Annotated in this window: 28 protein-coding genes; 23 read left to right on the top strand and 5 right to left on the bottom strand. The window is 60.7% G+C overall.

Going from position 1 to position 26,717, the window contains the following annotated elements; genetic code table 11:
- Positions 1-61: 61 nt before the first annotated feature.
- A complete protein-coding gene (gene suhB, locus C1X29_RS03655) occupies positions 62-880 on the bottom strand; it encodes an inositol-phosphate phosphatase (RefSeq protein WP_007941397.1) in 819 nt (272 codons plus the stop codon).
- A gap of 145 nt (positions 881-1,025) precedes the next feature.
- Between suhB and trmJ the strand changes: the two genes are divergently transcribed.
- The 21 genes from trmJ (at position 1,026) to C1X29_RS03550 (ending at position 19,805) form a co-directional block, all read left to right on the top strand.
- The gene (gene trmJ / locus C1X29_RS03650) at positions 1,026-1,796 is read left to right on the top strand and encodes a tRNA (cytosine(32)/uridine(32)-2'-O)-methyltransferase TrmJ (protein WP_007956692.1); all 771 of its coding nucleotides are present in this window, start codon (positions 1,026-1,028) and stop codon (positions 1,794-1,796) included.
- A 2-nt stretch (positions 1,797-1,798) separates the two neighbouring features.
- Complete coding sequence (gene cysE, locus C1X29_RS03645; protein WP_007956691.1) at positions 1,799-2,575, top strand: serine O-acetyltransferase; 777 nt, start codon at positions 1,799-1,801, stop codon at positions 2,573-2,575.
- A 168-nt stretch (positions 2,576-2,743) separates the two neighbouring features.
- Positions 2,744-3,235 (top strand): Fe-S cluster assembly transcriptional regulator IscR, encoded by a 492-nt coding sequence (iscR, locus tag C1X29_RS03640; protein WP_007956690.1) that lies wholly within the window; start codon positions 2,744-2,746, stop codon positions 3,233-3,235.
- Positions 3,236-3,285: 50 nt separating this feature from the next.
- Positions 3,286-4,500 carry an IscS subfamily cysteine desulfurase gene (locus C1X29_RS03635; protein ID WP_007956689.1) on the top strand — a complete coding sequence of 405 codons (1,215 nt, stop codon included), beginning with the start codon at positions 3,286-3,288 and terminating at the stop codon, positions 4,498-4,500.
- 101 nt (positions 4,501-4,601) lie between these two features.
- A complete protein-coding gene (gene iscU / locus C1X29_RS03630) occupies positions 4,602-4,988 on the top strand; it encodes a Fe-S cluster assembly scaffold IscU (RefSeq protein ID WP_003227907.1) in 387 nt (128 codons plus the stop codon).
- A gap of 25 nt (positions 4,989-5,013) precedes the next feature.
- Positions 5,014-5,337, top strand: a complete 324-nt coding sequence (gene iscA / locus C1X29_RS03625; RefSeq protein WP_003227904.1) for an iron-sulfur cluster assembly protein IscA — start codon at positions 5,014-5,016, stop codon at positions 5,335-5,337.
- A gap of 8 nt (positions 5,338-5,345) precedes the next feature.
- A complete protein-coding gene (gene hscB / locus C1X29_RS03620) occupies positions 5,346-5,867 on the top strand; it encodes a co-chaperone HscB (RefSeq protein WP_007956687.1) in 522 nt (173 codons plus the stop codon).
- Positions 5,868-5,918: 51 nt separating this feature from the next.
- Complete coding sequence (gene hscA, locus C1X29_RS03615; RefSeq protein WP_102716891.1) at positions 5,919-7,784, top strand: Fe-S protein assembly chaperone HscA; 1,866 nt, start codon at positions 5,919-5,921, stop codon at positions 7,782-7,784.
- Entirely contained in the window at positions 7,784-8,125 is a 342-nt protein-coding gene (fdx, locus tag C1X29_RS03610; protein ID WP_007956685.1) for an ISC system 2Fe-2S type ferredoxin, read from the top strand. Before hscA ends, fdx begins: the two co-directional genes overlap by 1 nt.
- A 14-nt stretch (positions 8,126-8,139) precedes the next feature.
- A complete protein-coding gene (gene iscX / locus C1X29_RS03605) occupies positions 8,140-8,340 on the top strand; it encodes a Fe-S cluster assembly protein IscX (RefSeq protein WP_085684618.1) in 201 nt (66 codons plus the stop codon).
- An 88-nt stretch (positions 8,341-8,428) separates the two neighbouring features.
- Complete coding sequence (ndk, locus tag C1X29_RS03600) at positions 8,429-8,854, top strand: nucleoside-diphosphate kinase (RefSeq protein ID WP_039765715.1); 426 nt, start codon at positions 8,429-8,431, stop codon at positions 8,852-8,854.
- Positions 8,855-8,882: 28 nt separating this feature from the next.
- Positions 8,883-10,031 carry a 23S rRNA (adenine(2503)-C(2))-methyltransferase RlmN gene (rlmN, locus tag C1X29_RS03595; protein ID WP_007956683.1) on the top strand — a complete coding sequence of 383 codons (1,149 nt, stop codon included), beginning with the start codon at positions 8,883-8,885 and terminating at the stop codon, positions 10,029-10,031.
- Between the two features lie 12 nt (positions 10,032-10,043).
- The gene (gene pilW / locus C1X29_RS03590; RefSeq protein ID WP_085745313.1) at positions 10,044-10,802 is read left to right on the top strand and encodes a type IV pilus biogenesis/stability protein PilW; all 759 of its coding nucleotides are present in this window, start codon (positions 10,044-10,046) and stop codon (positions 10,800-10,802) included.
- A complete protein-coding gene (locus C1X29_RS03585) occupies positions 10,802-11,860 on the top strand; it encodes a RodZ domain-containing protein (RefSeq protein WP_102716890.1) in 1,059 nt (352 codons plus the stop codon). The genes pilW and C1X29_RS03585 overlap by 1 nt, the downstream gene beginning before the upstream one ends.
- A 3-nt stretch (positions 11,861-11,863) precedes the next feature.
- Positions 11,864-12,973 carry a flavodoxin-dependent (E)-4-hydroxy-3-methylbut-2-enyl-diphosphate synthase gene (ispG, locus tag C1X29_RS03580; protein WP_007956680.1) on the top strand — a complete coding sequence of 370 codons (1,110 nt, stop codon included), beginning with the start codon at positions 11,864-11,866 and terminating at the stop codon, positions 12,971-12,973.
- 22 nt (positions 12,974-12,995) lie between these two features.
- Positions 12,996-14,285, top strand: coding sequence for a histidine--tRNA ligase (gene hisS / locus C1X29_RS03575; RefSeq protein ID WP_064383908.1), 1,290 nt, complete (start codon positions 12,996-12,998; stop codon positions 14,283-14,285).
- Between the two features lie 41 nt (positions 14,286-14,326).
- Complete coding sequence (locus C1X29_RS03570) at positions 14,327-14,968, top strand: tetratricopeptide repeat protein (RefSeq protein ID WP_011335807.1); 642 nt, start codon at positions 14,327-14,329, stop codon at positions 14,966-14,968.
- Positions 14,961-16,112 (top strand): outer membrane protein assembly factor BamB, encoded by a 1,152-nt coding sequence (bamB, locus tag C1X29_RS03565; RefSeq protein ID WP_039765728.1) that lies wholly within the window; start codon positions 14,961-14,963, stop codon positions 16,110-16,112. The genes C1X29_RS03570 and bamB overlap by 8 nt, the downstream gene beginning before the upstream one ends.
- A gap of 136 nt (positions 16,113-16,248) precedes the next feature.
- Positions 16,249-17,721 carry a ribosome biogenesis GTPase Der gene (gene der / locus C1X29_RS03560; RefSeq protein ID WP_007956675.1) on the top strand — a complete coding sequence of 491 codons (1,473 nt, stop codon included), beginning with the start codon at positions 16,249-16,251 and terminating at the stop codon, positions 17,719-17,721.
- Positions 17,722-17,877: 156 nt separating this feature from the next.
- Entirely contained in the window at positions 17,878-19,026 is a 1,149-nt protein-coding gene (locus tag C1X29_RS03555; RefSeq protein ID WP_102716889.1) for a pyridoxal phosphate-dependent aminotransferase, read from the top strand.
- A complete protein-coding gene (locus C1X29_RS03550) occupies positions 19,014-19,805 on the top strand; it encodes an amidohydrolase (RefSeq protein ID WP_085745310.1) in 792 nt (263 codons plus the stop codon). Before C1X29_RS03555 ends, C1X29_RS03550 begins: the two co-directional genes overlap by 13 nt.
- 182 nt (positions 19,806-19,987) lie before the next feature.
- Here C1X29_RS03550 and leuA read toward each other — a convergent pair whose 3' ends face one another.
- The 4 genes from leuA to C1X29_RS03525 all read right to left on the bottom strand — a co-directional run bounded on the left by leuA (position 19,988) and on the right by C1X29_RS03525 (position 25,113).
- Positions 19,988-21,667, bottom strand: coding sequence for a 2-isopropylmalate synthase (leuA, locus tag C1X29_RS03545; protein ID WP_007956672.1), 1,680 nt, complete (start codon positions 21,665-21,667; stop codon positions 19,988-19,990).
- Positions 21,668-22,010: 343 nt separating this feature from the next.
- Positions 22,011-22,832: a peptidoglycan DD-metalloendopeptidase family protein gene (locus C1X29_RS03535; RefSeq protein ID WP_039765736.1), complete on the bottom strand. Its 822-nt coding sequence runs from the start codon at positions 22,830-22,832 to the stop codon at positions 22,011-22,013.
- A gap of 3 nt (positions 22,833-22,835) precedes the next feature.
- On the bottom strand, positions 22,836-24,215 hold the full coding sequence (gene xseA / locus C1X29_RS03530) for an exodeoxyribonuclease VII large subunit (RefSeq protein WP_102716888.1): 1,380 nt from the start codon (positions 24,213-24,215) through the stop codon (positions 22,836-22,838).
- A gap of 10 nt (positions 24,216-24,225) precedes the next feature.
- Positions 24,226-25,113: a LysR family transcriptional regulator gene (locus tag C1X29_RS03525; protein WP_102716887.1), complete on the bottom strand. Its 888-nt coding sequence runs from the start codon at positions 25,111-25,113 to the stop codon at positions 24,226-24,228.
- A gap of 100 nt (positions 25,114-25,213) precedes the next feature.
- Here C1X29_RS03525 and C1X29_RS03520 point away from each other — a divergent pair, with 100 nt between their 5' ends.
- Positions 25,214-25,981 carry a sulfite exporter TauE/SafE family protein gene (locus C1X29_RS03520; RefSeq protein WP_102688186.1) on the top strand — a complete coding sequence of 256 codons (768 nt, stop codon included), beginning with the start codon at positions 25,214-25,216 and terminating at the stop codon, positions 25,979-25,981.
- Positions 25,982-26,054: 73 nt separating this feature from the next.
- Positions 26,055-26,603 (top strand): sugar ABC transporter ATPase, encoded by a 549-nt coding sequence (locus tag C1X29_RS03515; RefSeq protein ID WP_085745307.1) that lies wholly within the window; start codon positions 26,055-26,057, stop codon positions 26,601-26,603.
- The last annotated feature ends 114 nt before the right edge of the window (positions 26,604-26,717 follow it).

Raw genomic sequence — 26,717 nt, 5'->3', positions numbered from 1 at the left:
GTGCTTTTTCATGCCCATAAAAAAACACCCCGAAGGGTGTTTTTTTGGTTTCGCGAAGCGCTTAGCGCTTCAGCGAGGCCGGCAGGTGCGGCTGGATCGCCGTCAGAACTGCCTTGAAGCATTTGGTGTTGCCGGCAACGACGTGGCCTTTTTCAAGGAAGTCGTGACCGCCGGTGAAGTCGCTCACCAGGCCGCCTGCTTCCTGAATCAGCAGGGCGCCAGCAGCCATGTCCCACTCGGACAGACCCGACTCCCAGAACGCGTCGAAACGGCCGGCGGCCACGTAAGCCAGATCCAGGCTTGCCGAACCGGCGCGGCGGATGCCGGCAGTCTGGCCAACCAGGGCGCGGAACATGCCCAGGTAGTTGTCGAGGTTGTCCATCTGGTCGTCACGGAACGGGAAGCCGGTGCCGAGCAGAGCGCCGTCCAGGCTTGTGCGACCGCTGACACGCAGGCGGCGACCGTTCAGTTGAGCGCCGCGACCACGGCTGGCGGTGAATTCTTCCTGGCGAACCGGATCCAGAACAACGGCGTGTTCCAGGCGACCACGGTATTTACAGGCAATGCTGACAGCGAAGTGAGGAATGCCGCGCAGGAAGTTGGTGGTGCCGTCCAGCGGATCGATGATCCACAGGTATTCTTCGCCTTCGATGCCGGTGCCGGCGTGCAGGCCGGTCTCTTCACCCATGATCGAGTGATTCGGGTAAGCCTTGCGCAGGGCGTCGATGATTTTCTGTTCGGCGGCGCGATCGACCTCGGATACGTAATCCTTGGCGTCTTTTTCGTCGACCTTGATGGTATCCAGGCGCTCGATGGAGCGGAAGATCAGTTCACTGGCGCTGCGGGCGGCGCGCAGCGCGATATTCAGCATGGGCTGCATGGATGTGTCACCTAAGGTTGTTAAAGAAAGCCGCGCATTCTATCAGAACTTTTCTTCAGGTGAAGGTCGCTGTTCGCTTTCATAGCTTAACGGTAGGCTGTTCTGTAAGATTTGCACCCCTTTGCCGAGTCCGAGAGCGCCCGCCGTGCTGCAAAATATTCGTGTCGTCCTGGTCAACACCAGCCATCCGGGAAACATCGGCGGGACTGCGCGCGCCATGAAAAACATGGGCCTGTCGCGCTTGGTGCTGGTTGATCCGCGCGTCTTTCCGCATCACGAAGCCGATGCTCGTGCTTCGGGTGCCGGTGACATCCTTGAAAACGCGCAAGTCGTCGCCACCTTGGAAGACGCCTTGGTCGGTTGCAATCTGGTGCTTGGCACCAGTGCCCGTGACCGGCGTATTCCCTGGCCATTGCTGGACCCGCGCGAGTGCGGGACCAAAGTGGTCGAGGAGGCAGGGCAGGGCGCGGAAATCGCGCTGGTGTTCGGTCGTGAAGATTCCGGCCTGACCAATGACGAGCTGCAGCGATGTCACTATCACGTGCACATCCCCTCCGATCCTGAGTTCAGCTCGCTGAACCTCGGGGCGGCGGTGCAGGTGTTGAGTTATGAAGTGCGCATGGCGTGGCTGGCTGCACAGGGTCAGCCGACCAAGATCGAGAAGGAAGAAGTGGCCTCCGTGAAAAGCGCAGAGCTTGCGACCATGGATGAGCTGGAGCGGTTCTATGAACACCTGGAACAGACCCTGGTGGCCATCGAATTCCTCGATCCGGAAAAACCGCGGCACTTGATGGCGCGCCTGCGCCGGTTGTACGGACGCAGCTCGGTCAGCCGGGCGGAAATGAATATTTTGCGTGGCATCCTCACGGAAACCCAGAAAGCGGCCCGTGGCGAGCTCCTTAAGCGGAAGGATTAATGATGTTCGAGCGTTTGCGTGAAGATATCCAGAGCGTATTCCACCGAGACCCGGCGGCGCGTAACGCTTTTGAAGTCCTGACCTGCTACCCCGGCATGCATGCAATCTGGATTCATCGACTGGCCGGCATGCTCTGGCGCAATGATCTGAAATGGCTGGCGCGGCTGGTGTCGAACTTTGGTCGCTGGCTGACCGGGATCGAGATCCATCCGGGTGCCAAGGTCGGTCGACGCTTCTTCATCGACCACGGCATGGGCATCGTGATCGGCGAAACCGCTGAAATCGGCGATGACGTGACGATCTATCAGGGCGTCACCCTGGGTGGTACCAGCTGGAACAAGGGCAAGCGTCACCCGACACTCGGCGATGGCGTCGTGGTGGGGGCGGGCGCGAAGGTGCTCGGTCCGTTCACTGTGGGTGCCGGCGCCAAGGTCGGGTCCAATGCCGTGGTCACCAAAGAAGTGCCACCGGGTGCCACCGTGGTGGGGATTCCGGGCCGGATCATCGTCAAGTCCGATGACGAGGCTGACGCCAAGCGCAAGGCGATGGCCGAGAAGATCGGCTTTGATGCCTACGGCGTCAGTGAAGACATGCCCGATCCGGTGGCGCGCGCCATCGGCCAGTTGCTCGATCACCTGCAAGCGGTGGACGGACGTCTGGAGGGAATGTGCGGCGCGCTGAAGGATCTGGGCAGTAATTATTGTGCGAAAGATCTGCCCGAGCTGCGTGAAGAAGACTTCGCCTGCGTCAAGGGCAAGGACGAATCCAAGCTCCACTGACGCACTTGCAGGGCTGCTGCCGACCGGTGTGCCATTAGGCCGCAGACCCTGCTATCATTCGCGCGCTCTTTTGCGGGTAAACCCGACTAAAGCACTAGGTCTTATAGTTGACTTAAATGCTCGGGAATTGCATACTCCCGCCCATTCCGAACTCCGTGGTAATTGTCCATGCGACTGACTACAAAAGGCCGATACGCCGTGACCGCCATGCTTGACCTGGCGTTGCACGCGCAACACGGGCCGGTGTCCCTGGCCGATATCTCCGAGCGCCAAGGCATCTCCCTGTCCTATCTCGAACAGCTTTTCGCCAAGCTGCGCCGCAGCAACCTGGTTTCCAGCGTTCGCGGTCCGGGCGGTGGCTACCAGTTGTCCCGCGACATGCAGGGCATCCAGGTGGCTCAGGTGATCGATGCGGTGAACGAATCGGTCGATGCAACAAAATGCCAGGGCCAGGGCGACTGCCACTCCGGTGACACCTGCCTGACCCATCACCTGTGGTGCGATCTGAGCCTGCAGATTCACGAATTTCTCAGCGGTATCAGCTTGGCCGACCTCGTAACTCGCCGTGAGGTGCAGGAAGTGGCCCAGCGTCAGGATCAGCGTCGTTGCAATGGCAAGGCGCCGCGCCTGGACAAGATTGAAGCGTCCGCCGTCGAATGACAGCCAGAGAGCTAGCGGCACGCCAGCCAGCCTGATTTAGGAGATAGTCCATGAAATTGCCGATTTACCTTGATTACTCTGCGACCACCCCGGTCGATCCGCGCGTTGCGCAAAAAATGAGTGAATGCCTGCTGGTCGACGGAAACTTCGGTAACCCGGCGTCCCGTTCCCACGTGTTCGGCTGGAAAGCCGAAGAGTCCGTCGAAAACGCCCGTCGTCAGGTGGCCGATCTGGTCAACGCCGACCCGCGTGAAATCGTCTGGACCTCCGGTGCCACCGAGTCCGACAACCTGGCAATCAAGGGTGCGGCACATTTCTACGCCTCCAAGGGCAAGCACCTGATCACCTCCAAGATCGAACACAAGGCTGTCCTCGACACCATGCGCCAGCTGGAGCGTGAAGGTTTCGAAGTCACCTACCTCGATCCGACCGAAGATGGCCTGATCACCCCGGCCATGATCGAAGCCGCGCTGCGCGAAGACACCATCCTGGTGTCGGTGATGCACGTGAACAACGAAATCGGCACCGTCAACGATATCGCCGCCATCGGCGAGCTGCTTCGCTCCAAAGGCATCCTGTTCCACGTCGACGCCGCTCAGTCCACCGGCAAGGTCGAAATCGACCTGCAGAAACTGAAAGTCGACATGATGTCGTTCTCCGCCCACAAGACCTACGGCCCTAAAGGCATCGGCGCGCTGTACGTCAGCCGCAAGCCGCGTGTGCGCATCGAAGCGACCATGCACGGCGGCGGTCACGAGCGCGGCATGCGTTCCGGCACCCTGGCGACTCACCAGATCGTCGGCATGGGCGAAGCGTTCCGTGTGGCCAAGGAAGACATGGCTGCCGAAAACGTCCGCATCAAGGCGTTGAGCGACCGTTTCTACAAGCAGGTCGAGCACCTGGAAGAGCTGTACGTCAACGGCAGCCTGACCGCCCGCGTTCCGCACAACCTGAACCTGAGCTTCAACTACGTTGAAGGCGAGTCGCTGATCATGGCGCTCAAGGATCTGGCGGTTTCGTCCGGTTCGGCCTGCACCTCGGCGTCGCTTGAGCCTTCGTACGTACTGCGCGCCCTGGGCCGCAACGACGAACTGGCACACAGCTCGATCCGTTTCACCTTCGGCCGTTTCACCACCGAAGAAGAAATCGACTACGCCGCGCAGAAAGTCTGCGAGGCCGTTACCAAGCTGCGCGCTCTGTCGCCGCTGTGGGACATGTACAAAGACGGCGTCGATATCTCGAAGATCGAGTGGGCGGCACACTAAATATAGAAGCCGCCGGATACAGATCCTGTAGCGACGCGGCGGTTTACGCAGCGCAGTTGCAGGGTCTCAAGAGCGGCCCTGATGAGTGAGGATTGAGAATCATGGCTTACAGCGAAAAGGTCATCGACCACTACGAAAACCCGCGCAACGTCGGCAAGATGAACGCGGAAGATCCTGATGTCGGCACCGGCATGGTCGGCGCTCCGGCGTGCGGCGACGTGATGCGTCTGCAAATCAAGGTCAACGATCAGGGCGTTATCGAAGACGCCAAGTTCAAGACCTACGGCTGCGGTTCGGCTATCGCCTCCAGCTCCCTCGCTACCGAGTGGATGAAGGGCAAGACCCTGGACGAAGCTGAAACCATCAAGAACACTCAGCTGGCCGAAGAACTGGCCCTGCCGCCAGTGAAAATCCACTGCTCGGTTCTCGCTGAAGACGCCATCAAGGCCGCCGTTCGCGATTACAAGCAGAAGAAAGGCTTGATCTAAGCATTGGACGAGTAAGGAGTCAATGATGGCTATCAGCATGACAGAAGCGGCTGCTCGACACGTGCGACGCTCCCTCGACGGGCGCGGCAAGGGTGAAGGGATTCGTCTGGGTGTTCGCACCACGGGCTGTTCCGGCCTTGCCTACGTGCTGGAGTTTGTCGACGAGGTGGTTGCAGAAGATCAGGTGTTCGAGAGTCACGGCGAAAAAGTGATCATCGACCCGAAGAGCCTGGCCTACCTCGACGGCACCGAGCTCGACTTCGTCAAGGAAGGGTTGAACGAAGGCTTCAAGTTCAACAACCCCAACGTACGCGGTGAATGTGGCTGCGGCGAAAGCTTCAACATCTGAGGCTTGTCGTGGGTATTCCTTGTCATTTCGCTTTATTCGAGCTGCAACCGGGCTTTCGTCTGGATCTCGAGCAGTTGGCCACGCGCTATCGCGAGTTGGCGCGCGGCGTTCATCCTGACCGCTTTGCCGATGCTTCCGAGCGCGAGCAGCGGTCGGCGCTCGAGCAGTCTGCGCGGCTCAACGATGCCTACCAGACGCTCAAGAGTCCGGCCCAGCGTGCACGTTACCTGCTGACCATCAGCGGGCATGAAGTGCCGATGGAAGTCACCGTCCACGATCCCGAGTTTCTTCTGCAGCAGATGCAATGGCGCGAAGAGCTCGAAGATCTGCAGGACAGTGCCGATCTGGACGGTGTCGCGGCGTTCAAGCGTCGCCTGAAAACCGCCCAGGAAGAGCTCAACGAAAGCTTCGCAGCCTGTTGGGATGATGCAGCGCAACGCGAGCAGGCCGAACGCCTGATGCGGCGCATGCAGTTCCTCGACAAGCTCACCTACGAAGTGCGCCAGTTAGAAGAGCGCCTCGACGATTAACCCAGTGCCGCTCCGGTCGCACGCCTGATATACAGATAAGTCCTGATCACGATGGCCCTACTGCAGATCGCCGAACCCGGCCAAAGTCCTCAACCGCACCAGCGTCGTCTGGCTGTGGGGATCGACTTGGGTACTACCAATTCGCTGGTCGCTGCGTTGCGCAGTGGTCTTTCCGAACCGCTGGCCGATGCCGAAGGGCGGGTCATCCTGCCTTCCGCCGTGCGTTATCACGCCGATCGCGTCGAAGTCGGCGAGTCGGCCAAGCTGGCCGCATCCTCCGATCCCCTGAACACCGTGCTGTCGGTCAAGCGCCTGATGGGGCGTGGTCTGTCCGACGTCAAGCAATTGGGCGATCAACTGCCGTACCGCTTTCTCGGTGGCGAATCGCACATGCCGTTCATCGACACCGTGCAGGGCCCGAAAAGCCCGGTCGAAGTTTCCGCCGATATCCTGAAAGTATTGCGTCAGCGCGCTGAAGCCACCCTTGGCGGTGAGCTGGTGGGCGCGGTGATCACCGTTCCGGCGTATTTCGACGATGCTCAGCGCCAGGCTACCAAGGACGCGGCGAAACTCGCCGGTCTGAACGTGTTGCGTCTGCTCAACGAGCCGACCGCTGCGGCGGTGGCATACGGTCTGGATCAACATGCCGAAGGCCTGGTCGCGATTTATGACCTGGGCGGCGGCACATTCGATATTTCGATTCTGCGCCTGACTGGCGGTGTCTTCGAAGTGCTGGCCACTGGCGGCGACAGTGCGCTGGGTGGCGATGATTTCGATCATGCGATTGCCGGCTGGATCATCGAGAGCGCCGGTTTGTCCGCCGACCTCGATCCGGGCGCACAACGCAGCCTGCTGCAAACCGCCTGCGCAGCCAAAGAAGCCCTGACGGACTCTGACAGTGTTGAAGTTGCCTACGGTGACTGGAAAGCGCAACTGACCCGCGAAGCCTTCGATGCGCTGATCGAGCCAATGGTCGCCCGCAGCCTGAAAGCCTGCCGCCGCGCCGTCCGCGATTCCGGCGTCGAGCTGGAAGACGTGCACGCCGTGGTCATGGTCGGTGGTTCGACCCGCGTTCCGCGTGTTCGTGAAGCCGTCGCCGAAGCCTTCGGTCGTCAGCCGCTGACCGAAATCGACCCGGATCAAGTGGTGGCCATCGGTGCCGCGATCCAGGCCGATACGCTGGCTGGCAACAAGCGCGATGGCGGCGAACTGTTGCTGCTCGACGTGATTCCGCTGTCCCTGGGGCTGGAAACCATGGGCGGCCTGATGGAGAAGGTGATTCCGCGTAACACCACCATCCCCGTCGCTCGCGCCCAGGACTTCACTACTTATAAAGATGGCCAGTCGGCCATGGCGATCCACGTATTGCAGGGCGAGCGTGAGCTGATCAGCGATTGCCGCTCGCTGGCTCGCTTCGAATTGCGCGGCATCCCGGCGATGGTGGCCGGTGCGGCGAAAATTCGTGTGACCTTCCAGGTCGATGCCGACGGCCTGCTCAGCGTCTCTGCCCGTGAACTGGGTTCGGGCGTTGAAGCCAGCATTCAGGTCAAGCCGTCCTATGGCCTGACTGATGGCGAAATCGCCAAGATGCTGAAAGATTCGTTCCAGCACGCCAATGACGACAAGGTCGCCCGCGTTCTTCGCGAGCAGCAAGTCGATGCCCAGCGCCTGATCGAAGCGGTGCAGGGCGCTCTTGAGGCGGATGGCGAGCGTTTGCTCGACGCCGAAGAGCGCATGGTCATCGATCTGCAGGTGCAGGAACTGACCGAACTGATGAAAGGCACCGATGGCTACGCCATCGAGCAGCAGACCAAGCGTCTGTCGCAAGTGACCGATGCTTTTGCAGCCCGTCGTATGGATCAGACGGTGAAAGCCGCTCTGTCGGGGCGCAATCTGAATGAAATCGAGGATATCTGATGCCGCAGGTCATTTTTCTGCCCCACGAGAAGTTCTGCCCTGAAGGCATGGTCGTTGACGCTGCGCCTGGCACGTCGATCCTCGAACTGGCTCACGAACACCACATCGAGATGGAAAGCGCCTGCGGCGGCGTCTGCGCCTGCACCACTTGTCACTGCATCATCCGCGAGGGTTTTGACTCGCTGGAAGAAGCTGACGAGTTGGAGGAAGATTTCCTTGATCGTGCCTGGGGTCTGGAAGCCCAGTCGCGCCTGGCTTGTCAGGCGATCGTCGGTGAAGAAGACATCACCGTAGAAATTCCGAAATATTCGCTTAACCATGCGGCCGAAGCGCCGCACTGACTGGTAAGACTGTCATGAGCTACGGTTGGAATGATGTTCAACGTATTGCAGAAGAGCTGGCGGAAGCCAAGCCGGGTGTAGATCCGTTTTCTGTCAATTTCGTCGACCTGCAGCGATGGATCATGGAGCTGCCTGACTTCGACAACAACTCTGGCCGTGTCGGCGAGAAGGTGTTGGAAGCGGTTCAGCAGCTCTGGAATGATGAAATAGACTGATCGTCCTCGCAGGTTAGGCAATACCCAAGAACCCGCGTATAATTCGCGGGTTTAATTTTTCGCAAATTACCGTTTCTGGAGTTACACCATGGCTGTTCAACGTACTTTCTCCATCATCAAGCCTGACGCCGTTGCTAAAAACGTGATCGGCAAGATCACCACTCGCTTCGAAGACGCTGGCCTGCGCGTTGTAGCTTCGAAACTGAAGCAACTGTCCAAAGCCGAAGCCGAAGGCTTCTACGCTGAGCACAGCGCTCGTGGTTTCTTCGGCGACCTGGTTGCCTTCATGACTTCGGGTCCTGTTGTTGTTCAGGTTCTGGAAGGCGAAAACGCCATCGCTCGCAACCGTGAGCTGATGGGCGCTACCAACCCTAAAGAAGCTGCTCCAGGCACCATCCGTGCTGACTTCGCTGAATCGATCGACGCCAACGCCGTTCACGGTTCGGACTCCGAAGCCGCTGCTGCTCGCGAAATCGCTTACTTCTTCGCAGCTACTGAAGTAACCACTCGCTAAGCATTGGCTTAAGAGTGAAGGTGAATCCATGACGACATCGACTGTTAAAACCAACCTGCTGGGTCTGACCCAGCCGGAAATGGAAAAATTCTTCGACTCAATCGGGGAGAAGCGATTCCGTGCCGGTCAGGTAATGAAATGGATTCACCACTTTGGCGTCGATGATTTCGACGCCATGACGAACGTCAGCAAGGCCTTGCGCGAAAAGCTCAAGGCTGTTGCTGAGGTCCGTGGTCCCGAAGTGGTCAGCGAGGACATTTCCAGCGACGGCACCCGCAAGTGGGTGGTGCGCGTGGCGTCCGGCAGCTGCGTCGAGACCGTTTACATTCCCCAGGGCAAACGCGGCACTCTGTGCGTTTCGTCCCAGGCAGGCTGTGCCCTGGACTGCAGTTTCTGCTCCACCGGCAAGCAAGGCTTCAACAGCAACCTCACCGCCGCCGAAGTCATCGGTCAGGTGTGGATTGCCAACAAATCCTTCGGCAGTGTTCCGGCTACCATCGACCGCGCCATCACCAACGTGGTGATGATGGGCATGGGCGAACCGCTGCTGAACTTCGACAACGTCGTGGCCGCCATGCATCTGATGATGGATGACCTGGGCTACGGGATCTCCAAGCGCCGCGTGACCCTGTCCACGTCGGGTGTGGTGCCGATGATCGATGAGCTGGCCAAGCACATCGACGTATCCCTGGCGTTGTCCCTGCACGCACCGAATGACGCATTGCGTAACCAATTGGTGCCGATCAACAAGAAATATCCGCTTAAGATGCTGCTCGAGTCGTGCCAGCGCTACATGTCCGAACTGGGCGAGAAGCGCGTGCTGACCATCGAGTACACCTTGCTCAAGGACGTCAACGACAAGCTTGAGCACGCCGTGGAAATGATCGAGCTGCTGAAGAACATTCCGTGCAAGATCAACCTGATTCCGTTCAACCCGTTCCCGCATTCCGGGTACGAGCGGCCGAGCAACAACGCCATCCGCCGGTTCCAGGATCAGCTTCACCAGGCCGGTTTCAACGTCACCGTGCGCACCACCCGTGGTGAAGACATCGACGCGGCTTGTGGTCAATTGGTAGGGCAGGTGCTGGATCGCACCCGTCGCAGCGAACGTTACATCGCCGTGCGCGAATTGAGCGCCGACAGCGATCTGGCGCAGAACGCCGCGAACACTAACTAAGAGAGGATCTCTATGTCCCTGCGCTTTGCGCTGCTGTTGCTGTTGGCCAGCCTGTGTGCTGGTTGTGTCCTGTCGGGCGATTACAACCCGATGAAGACCAGCAAGGGCCGTGACGAAGCGCGGGCTGCCTACGTGCAGCTGGGGCTGGGATACTTGCAGCAGGGCATGACCGAGCGGGCCAAGGTTCCACTGAAGAAGGCCCTGGAGCTGGACGGTTCGGATCCCGACGCCAATGCCGCGCTGGGGCTGGTGTTCCAGGCTGAAATGGAACCTGCGCTTGCTGACGAACACTTCCGCAAAGCCTTGTCCTCCCGTCCCGCCGATGCGCGCATCCTCAACAACTACGGCAGTTTTCTCTACGAAGAACAGCGTTACAAGGAAGCCTACGAGCGTTTTGAACAGGCGGCCGCCGATACCCTGTATCCTGAGCGTTCGCGGGTGTTCGAGAACCTCGGCATGACGGCGGCGAAGCTTGGGGAGCGTGATCTGGCGCAGCAGCAGCTGGAAAAAGCGCTGCGTTTGAACCGTCAGCAGCCACGTGCATTGCTGGAAATGGCTGAGTTGTCATTCGAAGACAGGCATTATGTGCCCGCGCGTGACTATTACGACCGTTTCAGCCAGCTCTCCGAGCAAAATGCACGTAGTCTGTTGCTCGCCGTTCGGTTGGCAAAAGTATTTGAAGATCGCGACAAGGCCGCCAGTGCGGGCCTGCAATTAAAACGACTCTATCCCGGTACGCCGGAATATCAGCAATACCTGTCGGAGCAATGATGAAAGCGGCGCATCCCGAAGTTGTAGCAGCGAATCGCGTTAACCCCGGTGAGACCCTGCGCCAGGCCCGCGAAAGCAATGGCTGGTCGCTGGCCGAAGTGGCCCTCAAGCTCAACCTCACCGTGACTTCCCTGAGCAATCTTGAAGCCGGCGCATTCGACAAGTTGCCCGGGCATACCTTCGCTCGCGGTTACATTCGCGCCTACGCCAAATTGCTCGGCATGGATCAGACCGTTCTGGTCCAGCAATTCGACCAGTCTACCGGCACCGATTCCCAGGGCAGCAACGTCCACGCTCTGGGCCGTATCGAAGAGCCGGTACGGGTTTCCCACACCATTTTGCGTATCGTCAGCCTGTTGCTGCTGATTGCGGTCATCGGCGGTGGATTCGTCTGGTGGCAGGATCAGACTTCGCAGCGCACCAAGGACCTGATTGGCCTGGCACCGGAGCACGTCGAAGTCGAAGGCGCCGACGGCACCACCCAGATTCATCCGCTCGACGAGCCGGAAGACCAGGCCGTCGCGGAAGGCGAAGCCGAGGGGTCGACCGCTCTGGCACTGCCTCAATCGGAATCCACGGCTGAATCGACCGGCGCCGAGACCGAGGCCACGGCTCCAGCCACCGCACCGGTTGCTCCGGCACCTGCTGCGCCAGCCGCTACTCCGGCTGCACCGGCTCATACGCCGGCGCCTGTGGTTGCTGCTCCAGCGAATCCGGCGCCAGCCGCTCCGGCCACGCCTGCACCGACCGTCACTGCCCCGGCAGCCCCGGCCGTCGCTGCACCCGCGCCGACAGCGCCCGTTGCTCCGGCCGCAGGTCAAGGCCAGGTTCAAGTGCAGTTCATCGCCGATTGCTGGACTCAAGTGACCGATGGCAGCGGCAAAGTGCTGTACAGCGGCCTCAAGCGTAAGGGCGACAGCCTGTCTGTCGTTGGCAAGCCTCCGTTTGCCGTGCGTCTGGGCGTTGCCCGTGGCGCGCAGGTCAGCTACAACGGCCAGCCGGTCGATGTCGCTCCGTTCACCAGTGGCGAGACCGCTCGCCTGAAGTTGGGTCAATAAGTCATGCACGGCGAATCTCCAATCAAACGTCGCGAATCGCGCAAGATCTGGGTCGGTAACGTGCCCGTGGGCGGCGATGCCCCTATCGCTGTGCAGAGCATGACCAACAGCGACACCAATGACGTCGCTGCCACCGTCGCACAGATCAACCGTCTGGAAGCTGCCGGCGTCGACATCGTCCGCGTGTCGGTACCGGACATGGACGCCGCCGAGGCGTTCGGCAAGATCAAGCAACTGGTCAAGGTGCCGTTGGTTGCCGACATCCATTTCGACTACAAGATCGCTTTGCGCGTGGCCGAACTGGGTGTGGACTGCCTGCGCATCAACCCGGGCAACATCGGTCGCGAAGACCGCGTGCGTGCGGTGGTCGATGCCGCCCGTGACCGCGGGATCCCGATCCGCATCGGCGTCAACGCTGGTTCCCTGGAAAAAGACCTGCAAAAGAAATACGGCGAGCCGACCCCGGCCGCGCTGGTCGAGTCCGCCCTGCGTCACGTCGAACACCTCGAACGCCTGAATTTCCAGGACTTCAAGGTCAGCGTGAAGGCTTCCGACGTGTTCATGGCCGTTGAAGCCTACCGTCTGCTGGCCAAGGAAATCGTCCAGCCGCTGCACCTGGGCATCACCGAAGCCGGCGGATTGCGCTCCGGTACAGTGAAATCCGCCGTGGGCCTAGGTATGCTGCTCGCCGAGGGGATTGGCGATACTATCCGCATCTCGCTGGCGGCCGACCCGGTCGAGGAAGTGAAGGTCGGTTACGACATTCTCAAGTCTTTGCATCTGCGTTCCCGTGGCATCAACTTCATCGCCTGCCCGAGCTGCTCGCGGCAGAACTTCGATGTGGTCAAGACCATGAACGAGCTGGAAGGGCGCCTTGAAGACCTGCTGGTGCCGCTGGATGTCGCGGTGATCGGTTGCGTGGTCAACGGCCCCGGCGAAGCCAAGGAAGCCCATATCGGCTTGACCGGCGGCACGCCAAACCTGATTTACATCGACGGCAAGCCGTCGCAGAAACTGACGAATGACAATCTGGTGGACGAGCTGGAAAAGCTGATCCGCGAGAAAGCGGCCGAGAAGGTCGAAGCTGACGCAGCGGTTATCGCGCGCGGCTGATCGAACGAATTAAGGAAATTCTGTGAGCAAGTCTCTGCAAGCCATTCGTGGCATGAACGACATCCTGCCGGAACAGACGCCGGTATGGCGTTATTTCGAAGGCACCGTTTCGCGTCTGCTGGATAACTACGGTTACAAGCAGATCCGCATGCCGATCGTCGAGTTCACCGAGCTGTTCAAGCGCTCGATCGGTGAAGTGACCGACATCGTCGAAAAAGAGATGTACACCTTCGAAGACCGCAACGGCGACTCCCTGACCCTGCGTCCGGAAGGCACGGCTGCGTGCGTGCGTGCGGTGCTCGAGCACGGCATCACCGGCGGTGGCCAGGTGCAGAAGCTCTGGTACATCGGCCCGATGTTCCGTCACGAGCGTCCACAGAAAGGCCGTTATCGCCAGTTCCACCAGATCGGTCTGGAGGTGTTCAACCTCGACGGTCCGGACATCGACGCCGAACTGATCATCATGACCTGGCGCCTGTGGGGCGAGCTGGGCATTCGCGATGCGGTCAAGCTCGAACTCAACAGCCTCGGCACCAGCGAGTCCCGCGGCCGTTATCGTGAAGCGCTGGTCGAGTACCTCTCGGCGCACCACGACAAACTGGACGAAGACAGCCAGCGTCGCCTGAAAACCAACCCGCTGCGCGTGCTCGACACCAAAAATGCCGACACCCAGGCCGTGCTGGTCGATGCGCCGAAAATGGCGGATTACCTGGATGACGAATCCCGTGCCCACTTCGAAGGGCTGAAGGCCCGTCTGGATGCCGTCGGCATTCCTTACGTGCTCAACCCGAAGCTGGTGCGTGGTCTGGATTACTACAGCAAAACCGTATTCGAATGGGTCACCGACAAGCTCGGCGCCCAGGGCACCGTCTGCGCGGGTGGGCGCTATGACGGTCTGGTCGAGCAGATGGGCGGCAAGCCGACCCCGGGCGTCGGTTTCGCCATGGGTATCGAGCGTCTGGTGCTGCTGCTGGAAACCCTGGAGCAGATCCCGGAAGAAATCTCCCGTCAGGTCGACGTCTATCTCTGCGCCTTCGGCGAAGAAGCAGAGCTGGCCGGTCTGGCCCTGGCCGAGCGTGTACGCGACCAACTGCCCAACCTGCGCCTGCAAGTCAATGCCGGCGCCGGCAGCTTCAAGAGCCAGTTCAAGAAAGCCGACAAGAGCGGTGCGTTGTACGCACTGATCCTCGGTGACGACGAAATGGCCCAGCAAGTGGTAGGTTTCAAACCCCTGCGTGGCCAGGGCGAACAACAAAGCATTGCCTGGGATGCGCTCGCTGCACACCTGGCCACCTGCGTCGTGCAGGGTTGAAGCTGTCCAAACAGCCGATTTAGCGATTAAGGAGTATTGGGGTGTCGAGTACCGAAGACGAACAGTTGGCGGATTTGAAGGACTGGTGGACACGCAACGGCAAACCTCTGGTCACCGGCGGCCTGTTGGCGCTGGTCATCGTGTTCGGCTGGCAGGCTTATCACAAGTATCAGAGCAACCAGTCGCAAGGCGCCTCGGTGCTCTATCAGCAATTGCTGGAAACCACGCTGACCCCGGACGGCAAGCCTGATGCCGCGCGCGTCGCGGATCTGGCCGGCAAGCTCAACAGCGAATTCGGCGGTTCTGCCTACGCGCAGTACGGCAGCCTGTTCGTGGCCAAGGTAGCGGTCGACAGCGGCAAGCTGGACGACGCGGCGACCGAACTCAAGGCCATCGTTGCCAAACCGGCCAACCCGGCGCTGGGCGAAATCGCCCGTCAGCGTCTGGCACAGGTACTGGGCGCACAGAACAAGGCCGACGAAGCCCTGAAACTGCTCGAAGGCGATGCCGACAAGTCGTTCCTGGCCACTCGCGAAGAACTCAAGGGCGACCTGCTGGTACAGCTGGGCCGTACCGACGAAGCGAACGCGGCGTATCAAAAAGCCAAGGCGGCACTGTCGGATGAAGCGGCGGTCGGTGGCCTTCAAATCAAGCTGGACGACCTGGCCAAAGGGGATGCGTGACGTGATCCGTTGGAAGCATGCAGCATTGCTGGCTCTGGCCATTCTGGCCGCGGGTTGCAGCAGCAACAGCAAAAAAGAACTGCCACCGGCCGAGCTGACCGACTTCAAAGAAGAAGTGGTCCTGCACAAGCAGTGGAGCCGCTCGATCGGTGACGGTCAGGGCGAAACGTACAACATGCTGGTACCGGCGATCGACGGTGACACCATCTACGCAGCCGACGTGACCGGTATCGTGATGGGCCTGGATCGCGGCAACGGCGACGTGAAATGGAAGAAAGACCTTGAACTGCCTGTGTCCGGCGCCGTTGGCGTGGGTTACGGTCTGGTCATGGTCGGCACCCTGCGCGGTGAAGTCGTTGCCCTCGACGCCATCAACGGTGAAGAGAAGTGGCGCTCGCGCGTCAACAGCGAAGTCCTCGCGCCACCGGCCAACAACGGTGACGTGGTGGTGGTACAGACCCAGGACGATCGTCTGATCGGTCTGGACGCGTCCACCGGCAATCAGCGTTGGGTGTATGACAGCACTCCGGCCGTACTGACCCTGCGCGGCACCAGCGCACCGATCGTCACCAACCGCCTCGCGGTGGCGGGCCTGTCGACCGGTAAAGTGGTCGCTCTCGACATTTCCAACGGCGTGCCGGTCTGGGAACAGCGGATCGCGATTCCACAAGGTCGTTCGGAACTGGAGCGCGTGGTCGACATCGACGGCGGTCTGCTGTTGTCCGGCGGTACCCTGTACGTCGCCAGCTATCAGGGTCGCGTTGCGGCACTGGATCTGGAAAGCGGCCGTCAGCTCTGGCAGCGCGACGCGTCGAGCTACGCCGGTGTTGCCCAGGGTTTCGGCAACGTCTACGTAAGCCTGTCGTCGGGCACCGTTGAAGGCGTCGACGAGCGTTCCACCACAGCACTGTGGAGCAACGACTCGTTGGCCCGTCGTCAACTGTCGGCGCCGGAAGTGTTCTCCAGCTACGTTGCAGTCGGTGACCTGGAAGGTTACCTGCACCTGCTGAGTCAGGTGGACGGTCGTTTCGTCGGCCGCGAGCGCATCGACAGCGACGGCCTGCGTGCCCGTCCGCTGGTGGTGGGCGACACGATTTATGTGTATGGCAACAGCGGCAAACTGGAAGCCCTGACCATCAAGTAACAACTATGCTTGGGGTTAACTCCCCAGGCGGCCTTGCTTCTGCAGGGTTTGCAGCACCCACGGGTGTTGCCCCGAGCACCAGCCGCTGCCTCGCAGCGGCTTTTGTATTTTCTGAAATAACGAAGTGGAGAGCCGCATGGTTCCCGTAATCGCCCTGGTGGGCCGACCGAACGTCGGCAAGTCCACCTTGTTCAACCGCCTGACCAGGACTCGCGACGCCATCGTCGGCGACTTGTCCGGTCTGACCCGTGATCGCCAGTACGGTGAGGCCAAGTGGCAAGGGCGTTCCTACATTCTGATCGACACCGGCGGTATCTCCGGTGACGAGCATGGTATGGACGAAAAAATGGCCGAGCAGTCGCTGCTGGCCATCGAAGAAGCGGATGTCGTTCTGTTCCTGGTAGATGCCAAGGCCGGTTTCACCGCCGCCGACCAGATGATCGCCGAACACTTGCGCAAACGTAACAAGCGTTCCCACGTGGTTGCCAACAAGGTCGACAACATCGATCCGGAAATGGCCCGCGCCGAATTCGCCCCGCTGGGCATGGGCCACGCGATCCCGATCGCCGGCGCCCACGGTCGCGGCATCACGCAATTGCTGGAAGCCGCCCTGAGCGACTTCCCGCGCGATGATGACGAACCGGCCGAAGGTGAAGAGGAAGAAGTGGTCGCCGAAGGCGAGGAAGCCAAGCGCATTCCTGGCCCGAGCGAAAAAGACGGGATCAAGATCGCCATCATCGGCCGTCCGAACGTCGGCAAGTCGACCTTGGTCAACCGCATGCTCGGTGAAGACCGGGTTATCGTCTATGACCAGCCCGGCACTACCCGCGACAGTATCTACATCCCGTTCGAGCGTAACGACGAGAAGTACACGCTGATCGACACCGCCGGTGTGCGCAAGCGCGGCAAGATCCACGAAGAAGTCGAAAAATTCTCCGTGGTCAAAACCCTGCAGGCGATCAAAGACGCCAACGTGGTGATCTTCGTGATGGACGCCCGCGAAGGCGTGGTCGATCACGACCTCAACCTGCTGGGCTTCGCCCTTGAAGCAGGTCGTGCGCTGGTGATCGCGATCAACAAGTGGGACGGCATGACGCCGAGCGAGCGTGACTTCGTGAAGGTCGAGCTGCAGCGTCGGTTGTTCTTCGTTGACTTCGCCGATATCCACTTCATCTCGGCTCTGCACGGTACTGGCGTGGGCAACCTTTACGCCTCGGTGCAGAACTCGTTCAAGTCGGCGGTCACCCGCTGGCCGACCAGCCGCCTGACGCAGATTCTCGAAGATGCGGTCAGCGAGCACCAGCCGCCGATGGTCAACAGCCGCCGGATCAAGCTGCGTTACGCTCACCTGGGTGGTGCGAACCCGCCGATCATCGTGATCCACGGCAACCAGATCGAGAAAGTGCCGAAGTCGTACGTACGCTATCTGGAAAACACTTACCGCCGTGTGCTCAAACTGGTCGGTACGCCGATCCGTATCGAGTTCAAGGGCGGCGAGAACCCGTACGAAGGCAACAAGAACACGCTGACCGACCGCCAGGTCAACAAGAAGCGTCGCTTGATGTCGCACAACAAGAAGGCCAGCAAGAAGCGTCGCGACAAGAAGTAAAAAGAGCAGCTGCGGGTTTCGAGCTGCAAGCTTCAAGTTAAAGCGTGGAAGTAAAGAAGGGCTCTGTTCAGAGCCCTTTTTTGTGGGCGATGGATTGATGCTTGAAACTTGTCGCTTGCAGCTTGAAACTTGCAGCTCACCTGCAAGGGGCTCCCGATGATCACCAGCAAGCTGCCGAATGTCGGCATCACTATTTTCACGCAGATGTCTCAGCTCGCGGCGCAGACCGGAGCGATCAACCTTTCCCAGGGTTTTCCCGATTTCGACGGCCCGCAGGCACTGCGCGACGCGGTCGGTCGACACATCGCCAGCGGTCATAACCAGTATTCGCCCATGACCGGCCTGCCGGCGCTGCGTCAGCAGATCGCGGCGAAAATCGCCCGCAGTTATGGCGCCAATGTCGATGTCGATAACGAAGTGACCGTGACCCCGGGCGCGACCCAGGCAATCTTCTGTGCGATCCAGGCGGTTATCCACAGCGGCGACGAAGTCATCGTGTTCGACCCGGCTTACGACAGCTACGAGCCTGCAGTAGAGCTGGCCGGCGGGCGCTGCGTGCATGTGCAGTTGGGCCTGAAAGATTTCTCCATCGACTTCGACAAACTCAGCGCAGCCCTGAGCCCGCGCACGCGGATGATCATCCTCAACACCCCGCATAATCCGAGCGGTGCATTGATCAGCCGTGCCGAGCTGGATCAACTGGCAGCGTTGATCCGTGATCGCGACATCTACGTGATCAGCGACGAAGTCTACGAACACCTGGTATTCGACGGCGTGCCGCACGTCAGCGTGCTGGCCCATGAAGAGCTGTATCAGCGCGCCTTCGTGGTCAGCTCGTTCGGCAAGACCTATCACGTCACCGGCTGGAAAACCGGTTACGTTGTGGCTCCGCCGGCCCTGACGGCAGAGCTGCGCAAGGTGCATCAATACGTCAGTTTCTGCGGCGTGACCCCGTTGCAGTTTGCTTTGGCCGACTACATGGCCGAGCATCCGGAACACGTCGAAGAGCTGCCGGGCTTCTATCAGGCCAAGCGCGATCTGTTCTGTGATCTGCTGGCACCGTCGCGATTCAGCTTCACCCGGGTCACCGGCACTTATTTCCAACTGGTCGATTACTCGCAGATTCGCCCTGACCTGAACGATGTCGAGATGGCGATGTGGATGACCCGCGAGCATGGTGTGGCGAGTATTCCGGTGTCGGTGTTCTACCAGAATCCACCTGAAGGCCAGCGCCTGGTGCGCCTGTGCTTTGCCAAACGTGAGGAGACGCTGCGGGAAGCGGCGGCCAAACTATGCGTGATCTGAGTGCGTTGCCCGATCTCAATCTGGCGCTGATCCAGACCAGTCTGGCCTGGCATGATCGTCAGGCCAATCTCGAGCATTTCGACGCTTTGCTGGAGCAGGCGCGCGGTGCGGATCTGATCATCCTGCCGGAGATGTTCACCACCGGATTCTCCATGGAGTCCGAAACCCTGGCCGAAGCCGAAAACGGCCCGACCAGCAAATGGCTGCGGATCCAGGCGGCGAAACTGAACGCGGTCGTCACCGGCAGCGTGATCATCCAGGCCGCCGACGGCAGCCACCGCAACCGTTTGTTGTGGGCGCGGCCGGACGGCGAAGTGCTGCATTACGACAAGCGTCACCTGTTCCGCATGGCCGGCGAGCACAACCACTACACCCCCGGCGAGCGCCAGGTGCAGTTCGAGCTCAAGGGCTGGCGGGTGCGTCCGCTGATCTGCTACGACCTGCGCTTCCCGGTGTGGAGCCGTGATGCGCAGGACACCGACCTGCTGCTGTACACCGCCAACTGGCCGGGTGCGCGGCGTCAGCACTGGAACCGGTTGCTGCCGGCCCGGGCGATCGAAAACCTGTGCTATGTAGCGGCGGTCAATCGCGTTGGCACCGATGGCAAGGGTTTCGCTTACACCGGCGATAGTCAGGTGCTGGACTTCCAGGGCGAGACGTTGCTCGCGGCGGGGGAGGCTGACGGAGTGTTCAAGGTGGTTCTGGAAGCGGCCTCGCTGGCGGCTTACCGCGAGCGGTTTCCGGCGAATCTTGACGCGGACACCTTCGAGTTCACTTAATAGCCCAAGTCGCCTAGATCGTTCCCACTTCGAGGTGTCGAACCGTCCGCGTGGGAATGCCTCAAGGGACGCAGAGCGTCACGAGCTGCATTCCCACGCAGAGCGTGGGAACGATCAGAAAGTGGCAGGAAAAAAAGGCCCCGGAGTTCGCACTCCGGGGCCTTTTTCATTGCAGCGGTCAGTTACGCCGCTTTTGCTTCCGGCTGGCTCAGCGAGCGATTCAGCGCGCTGAACAGGGCCTTGAAGCTGGCGGTGGTGATGTTTTCATCGATGCCCACGCCGTGCACCGCACGTTCGCCGTTCACACGCAGTTCGATGTAGGCCGCCGCCTTGGCGTTGGTGCCCGCGCCGATGGCGTGTTCGTTGTAATCCATGATCTCCACCGGAATCGGCAGACCGGCCACCAGCGCTTCCAGCGCGCCGTTGCCCTTGCCGCGCCAGTGCAGGTTGGTTTCGCCCTGACCCTTGCTCGCCACTTCCACTTCGACGGCGCTGTTGCCGTTTTCTTCCTGCAGACGATGGCTGACCAGCGCGTAAGGGGTGTTGGCTTGCAGGTATTCGCTGTGCAGCAGCGCGTGGATTTGCTGCGCGGTCATCTCCAGGCCCAGGCGATCGGTTTCACGCTGCACGACCTGGCTGAATTCGATCTGCATGCGACGTGGCAGGCTGATGCCGTATTCCTGTTCCAGCAAGTAGGCGATGCCACCCTTGCCCGACTGGCTGTTGACGCGGATCACCGCCTCGTAGCTGCGGCCGATGTCGGCCGGGTCGATCGGCAGGTACGGTACTTCCCACAGTGCGTCGGATTTCTGCTGGGCGAAGCCCTTGCGGATCGCGTCCTGGTGGGAGCCGGAGAACGCGGTGTGGACCAGGTCGCCGACGTATGGGTGACGCGGGTGAACCTGGATCTGGTTGCACTCTTCGACGACCTTGCGCACGCCGTCGATGTCGGAGAAGTCCAGTTGCGGGTCGAGGCCCTGGGTGTACATGTTCAGTGCCACGGTGACGAGGTCGACGTTGCCGGTGCGCTCGCCGTTGCCGAACAGGCAACCTTCGACGCGGTCGGCGCCGGCCATCAGGCCCAACTCGGTGGCGGCCACGCCGGTGCCACGGTCGTTGTGGGTGTGCAGGCTGATGATCACGCTGTCACGACGGTTGATGTTGCGGTGGAACCACTCGATCTGGTCGGCGTAGACGTTCGGCGTCGCGCATTCAACGGTGGCCGGCAGGTTGAGGATGATCTTGTGCTCAGGCGTCGGGTTCCAGACCTCGATCACCGCGTCACAGACTTCCTTGGCGAATTCCAGCTCGGTGGCGCTGAAGGTTTCCGGCGAGTACTCGAAGGTCCACTCGGTGTCCGGCTGCATGGCTGCGTATTTGACGAACAGCTTGGCGGCGTTCACGGCGATGGCCTTGATCCCGTCCTTGTCCTGGTTGAACACGATGCGACGGAAAGAAGGGGAGGTGGCGTTGTACAGGTGAACGATGGCTTTCTTCGCCCCGCGCAGGGATTCAAAGGTGCGCTCGATCAGGTCTTCACGGCCCTGGGTCAGCACTTGAATAGTGGTGTCGTCCGGGATGTGGCCGTCTTCGATCAGAGTGCGCACGAAGTCGAAGTCGGTTTGCGAAGCGGCCGGGAACGAGGCTTCGATTTCCTTCACGCCCACCTGCACCAGGGTTTTCCAGAAGCGCAGCTTTTTCACCGCGTCCATTGGCTCGATCAACGACTGGTTGCCGTCACGCAGGTCGGAGCTGCACCAGATCGGCGCGGCATCGATGGTCTTCGACGGCCAGGTGCGATCCGGCAGGTTGATCACAGGAAACGCGCGGTATTTCGAAGACGGGTCTTTGAGCATGCTCATCGGGAAATTCCTTATTGTCTGGGCCGAAAAGAGGCGGCCTGCCGGTGGAACGAACGTTCTTGGAAAAGCGTGGGACGAGGCGCAGCGATTCAGCCCGGCAGTCGTGCGCTGACAAGGCACAGGCTGCGGTGCTGGCGAAGCTGAATGAGGGTGTGAGAGGTTTTCATGCCTTCAACCCTAACCGCGGGGGATGAGGATGGCAAGCAGTCGAAAAAAATTGAGAGGAATACCCGGAAAGCGGTTTTTTCCGAGATTTTATTCTTGATATGGCACTAATTGTTGGTGGGGATTGCGCGGACCATTCGTCGTGCGCAATCCCTGCTGGAAGGGCTTCAGCCTGAAATCAAGGCTGGAAAGCCCCAATGAAAATCGCCGGATCGACCCGCGCGTCGTTCAGGCTGACGTTCCAGTGCATGTGCGGCCCGGTCGCCCGACCTGTGGCCCCCACCTTGCCAACCACTGCACCGCGTGCCAGTTGTTGGCCGTTCTGCACATCAATCTTCGACATGTGACAGAACATGCTGATAAAGCCCTGGCCGTGGTCGACGAACACAGTGTTGCCATTGAAGAAGTAGTTGCCGATCAGGATTACCTTGCCGGCTGCCGGGGTCTTGATCGGCGTGCCGGCCGGCACCGCGAAGTCCAGACCTGCGTGCGGATTGCGCTCTTCACCGTTGAAGAAACGGCGCACGCCGAACTTGCTCGACAGCGGCCCGTTGACCGGTTTGTCCAGCAGCAGATTGCTCGGCGTATTCGGACTGAAACTGCGGTAGGCCTTGATCTGCTCGGCCAGTTCGCCCTCGATGCGCTTGAGGTTGGCCGGGTTCGGATTGACCTGCTGGGTGTTCTTCAGGGTGATGTGCTGTTCCGGGTATTTCTTGTTACCGACATTGAAGTTGAGGTTGCGGCCGCCACTGCTGATCTGCTGAACGCCGGGTTTGACGGTCAACGGAACGCCGACAATCGCCAGCCAGTTGTTCTGTTCCTTGACCACCAGCACCGGTTTGCCCTGATACGTGGCTTTCGGCGCTTGCGCAGCGGTCCCAAGATCGACGACAGCCACGCCGCCCGGCACCGGTTTGTTCAGCAGGCGGGTGATGTAACTGTCGGCGTGGGCGTTGAAGGTCAGGCAGAGCAACAGCAGCGGAGCGAGAAAACGCGGCATGGATCAGTCCAGTAAAGAGAGAGTGACAGGCGTCAGGTGATTGTCCTCGACGCGCACTTGCAGTTCGCCTTCGCCCAGTCTGGCCTTGAGGCGCTGGCCGGTGTGGGTCTGCGCGGCGTTGCGGATCGCGTTGCCACGCTCATCCAGCAGAATGCTGTAGCCACGGCCGAGGGTCGCCAGCGGGCTGACCACGTGCAGGGTCTGCATCTGGCTTTGCAGTTGTAAACGGCGGCGTTTCAAACCTTCGTTCATGGCACGTGGCAAGCGTTCAGCGAGGCTGTCGAGGCGCTGGCGCAACAGGGCCAGTTGGCGTCCCGGATGTTGCCCGGCGAGACGGGTTTCCAGGCGGATCAGGCGTTCGCGGCGGGTATTGAGCTGGCGCTCGAACGCTCGGCGCATGCGCATGTCCAGATCATCCAGACGTTGTGCCTGCTGGCGCAGACGCTCGCCGGGATGGCGCAGGCGGCGGGTCATGCCTTCAAGGCGCAGGCGATCGCGCATCAGGCGATCACGCATGCGCATCACCAGTCGGCGATGCAGGCTTTCGACCTGCCGGATCAGGTGGCTGGAATCCGGGGCAAGCAGTTCAGCAGCAGCGGACGGCGTCGGTGCGCGCACATCCGCCACGAAGTCGCTGATCGACACATCGGTTTCATGGCCGACCGCACTCACGATTGGCGTAACACAGGCATCGACCGCCCGGGCCACGGCTTCTTCATTGAAGCACCAGAGGTCTTCCAGCGAGCCGCCGCCGCGAGCCAGGATCAGCGCGGCGAAACCACGGGCATCCGCCAGTTTCAGGGCGCGGACGATCTGTGCGGTGGCTTCTCGGCCCTGAACGGCGGTCGGAATCAACGTCAGTTGCACCTGCGGCGCGCGGCGGCGGAACACGCTGATGATGTCGCGGATCACGGCGCCGGTCGGCGAACTGATGATGCCGATGCGCTGCGGGTGTGCCGGCAGCGGCACCTTGCGCTCGGCACTGAACAGGCCTTCGGCGCTTAACTTTTCCTTCAAGGCATCGAAGGCCAGGCGCAGGGCACCGTCACCGGCAGGCTCCACGGTGTCGAGGATCAGCTGATAGTCGCCACGCCCTTCGAACAGCGAGACCTTGCCGCGCACCTTGACCGCCAGACCGTCCTTCAGCGCCTGACGCACCCGCGCGGCATTCTGGCGGAACAGTGCGCAACGCACCTGCGCGCCGCTGTCCTTGAGCGTGAAATACACGTGGCCGGACGCCGGGCGGGCGAGGTTGGAGATTTCGCCTTCGACCCAGATGTTGCTGAACACGTCTTCGAGCAACACTCGCGCGCGGCCGTTGAGCTGGCTGACGGTCAGGACTTCGCGGTCGAGGCCGAGTCTTGCAAAGGGATCTTTAATCATGGGGCGCAGTTTAAAGGCATTCGCCGGTGAATGTCTGGAGGAAGTGTTGCACCAGAGGTGTGGGATTTTGCCGAGATGCGAGGGCGACAGTGCTCTGGCAATCGCCGCTCAGCGGCAGAAATCTCACACCAGCGGGCGCGATGTCCTGCATTGATTCCGGCAGAAGAGCGATGCCAAATCCGGCCTGGATCAATTGCAATTGCGTGGTCTTGCGCGACATCACCCGCGCAGCCTGGGGGAAGAAGCCGTGACGCATGCACAGGTCGGCGCACAAATAACTCAGCCCGCCGCGCTGCGGATGCGGGATGGAGATGAACGCTTCGTCCTTCAATTGCGCCAGATCGACCGCCTCCGCCAACGCCAGTCGATGATCCGCCGGCACGGCAAGCAGCAAGCGTTCGGTATAGAGCGGCACAACCTGAACACCCTCGCGCTGGCGCAGCACCGGTAGGCGCAGAAGACCGATATCGAGCCGGCCCTCGGCCAATTCTTCGAGTTGTGCCTCCGAGGAGAGCGTGCCGATGTCCAGCGAAACACCGGGTTGCTGCTGCAGATATGCGCTCATGTCGCGCAACAGTCGGCCGCTTATCGGCACGGTGCTGGAGTGACACACGCGCAAAGTGCCGCGCTGCCCTTGGCCAATTTCCGTGGCCAGGGTGCTGGCCTTGTTCAGTTCATTGAGCAGGTTTCTCGCCCGGGGCAGGAACGCTTCGCCAGCGGCGGTGAGCCGAGGCTGGCGCGCGGTGCGTTCGAACAGCGGCGTTTGCAGGCGGGTTTCCATGTCCTTGATCTGTCGGCTCAACGCTGACTGGGCAATGAACAGGCGCTCGGCCGCGGCACTGAAGCTGCCGCTCTCGGCGATTTCCACGAAGTAGCGCAATTGACGGGTTGAAAGCACGAGGCATGCCTTTTTGAGATGGCTTGGCGGTTTCGAAGATATTAGTCGCAACCCTCGGCGCTGGCTAAAGTCATCGCAGGCTTATAAAGGAAGCGAGCGAATGAGCGTGGCGGGGTTGTTGAGCGAATGGTCGTGGGGTGCGCAGGGCTGGGTGGTGATCGGACTGGCCATCGCGCTGGCCTACATCGTGTTCGGGATTGCCGGTTTCGGCACGGCGCTGGTGGCGGGGCCGATCCTGATCCTGTTCATGCCGCTGTCGAAGATCGTGCCGTTGCTGGTGCTGCTGGATTTCGTCGCGGCGTTCGGCAATCTGCTGCCGTCGCGGCGTGACGTGGCGAAAGCGGAATTGCTGCGGCTGCTGCCGTGCATGGCGGTGGGTTGCACGCTGGGGGTGATTTTCTTGCTTAACCTCAAGTCCGATCTGCTGTTGCTGCTGATGGGGCTGTTCATCAGCGTGTACGCGATCTACAGCTTGTGGATCAAGGCGCGACCGGCGCAGTTGTCCGCCGTATGGGCGTTGCCGATGGGCACCGTGGGCGGGCTGTTCGGCGCGCTGTTCGGCAGTGGCGGCTTTCTTTATGCGATCTACCTCAACAGCCGACTGCCCAAGGACGCAGCCCGGGCCACGCAAAGTGCGCTGATCAGTTGCAGCACGGTGGTGCGTTTGAGCCTGTTCGCCATCGCCGGGGTGTATGCCGAGCTACCCTTGTTGATGCTGGCGCTGTGCCTGTTGCCAGCCATGGCGCTGGGCTTGTGGATCGGGCGGCGTTTGACGATGCGCCTGTCCCGCGAGGCCTTCGTGCGGTTGGTGACCTGGCTGGTGCTGGCGAGCGGGATTGCTCTGATCGGCCGCTATTTAAGCACTTGACCGGATTTTGTCAGGGATTAAGCTGCCGGCCGCGTTTGTCGCAGAACATCCTTTGACGCAGCAGGCTTGCATCATGAACTCCCAAAGCATCATCGTCCCGAAAATCTCCAACCTGCCGGTGCACGAGCCCCGGGCCCGGGCGATCCTGCGCTGGCTGGTGCGCAAGAACATCGTCAAGGAAGAGCTGAGCACGTGCGGACGTACCGGCAATCGCATGGCCTACGCCATCGCCGATGGTGCCCGTGCGGTGGTGCTGCACCCCGAGGCGCTGCCGTTTGGCGAGCCGATCAACGGTCTCGAGGTCATCACTAAGCGCTGCATCTATACCCCGGCCAAGGGGTTTCTCGGAGAAGCCGGGTGCGCCGAATGCCGTCAGGAGATCGGCGAAGCGTTGTTCGAAAGCCTGGAAGACTGGATGCCGGGCCGCACCGACAACTTCACCTGTCCTGAATGCGGGCATGAAGACGACATCAACGGTTTCCTGTATTTGCAGGAGTGCGGTTTTTCCAACCTCGGTTTCATCTTCAACAACTGGCTGGAGGCGGGCTTCAAGCAGAGTTTCATCGACGAATTCGCCGACTGGCTGGATCAACCGGTGAGCTGGGTCAAGGTCGAGTTGTGAGGGGCGTTTTTCCCGTACATCAGCAACATTGATATAAGACAAGTTTTACATTGAGCCCGGTAGGGTGTCTGAGTATAATGGCGCGCTTCCATTTTCCCGCTCGGGAGCCCCCGC

This window comes from Pseudomonas sp. GW456-12-10-14-LB2, assembly GCF_002884345.1.
GTDB classification, from domain to species: Bacteria; Pseudomonadota; Gammaproteobacteria; order Pseudomonadales; family Pseudomonadaceae; genus Aquipseudomonas; species Aquipseudomonas paraglycinae.
The sequence above is the reverse complement of the archived record's forward strand: the minus strand, read 5'-3'. Positions and strand labels throughout refer to the sequence as shown.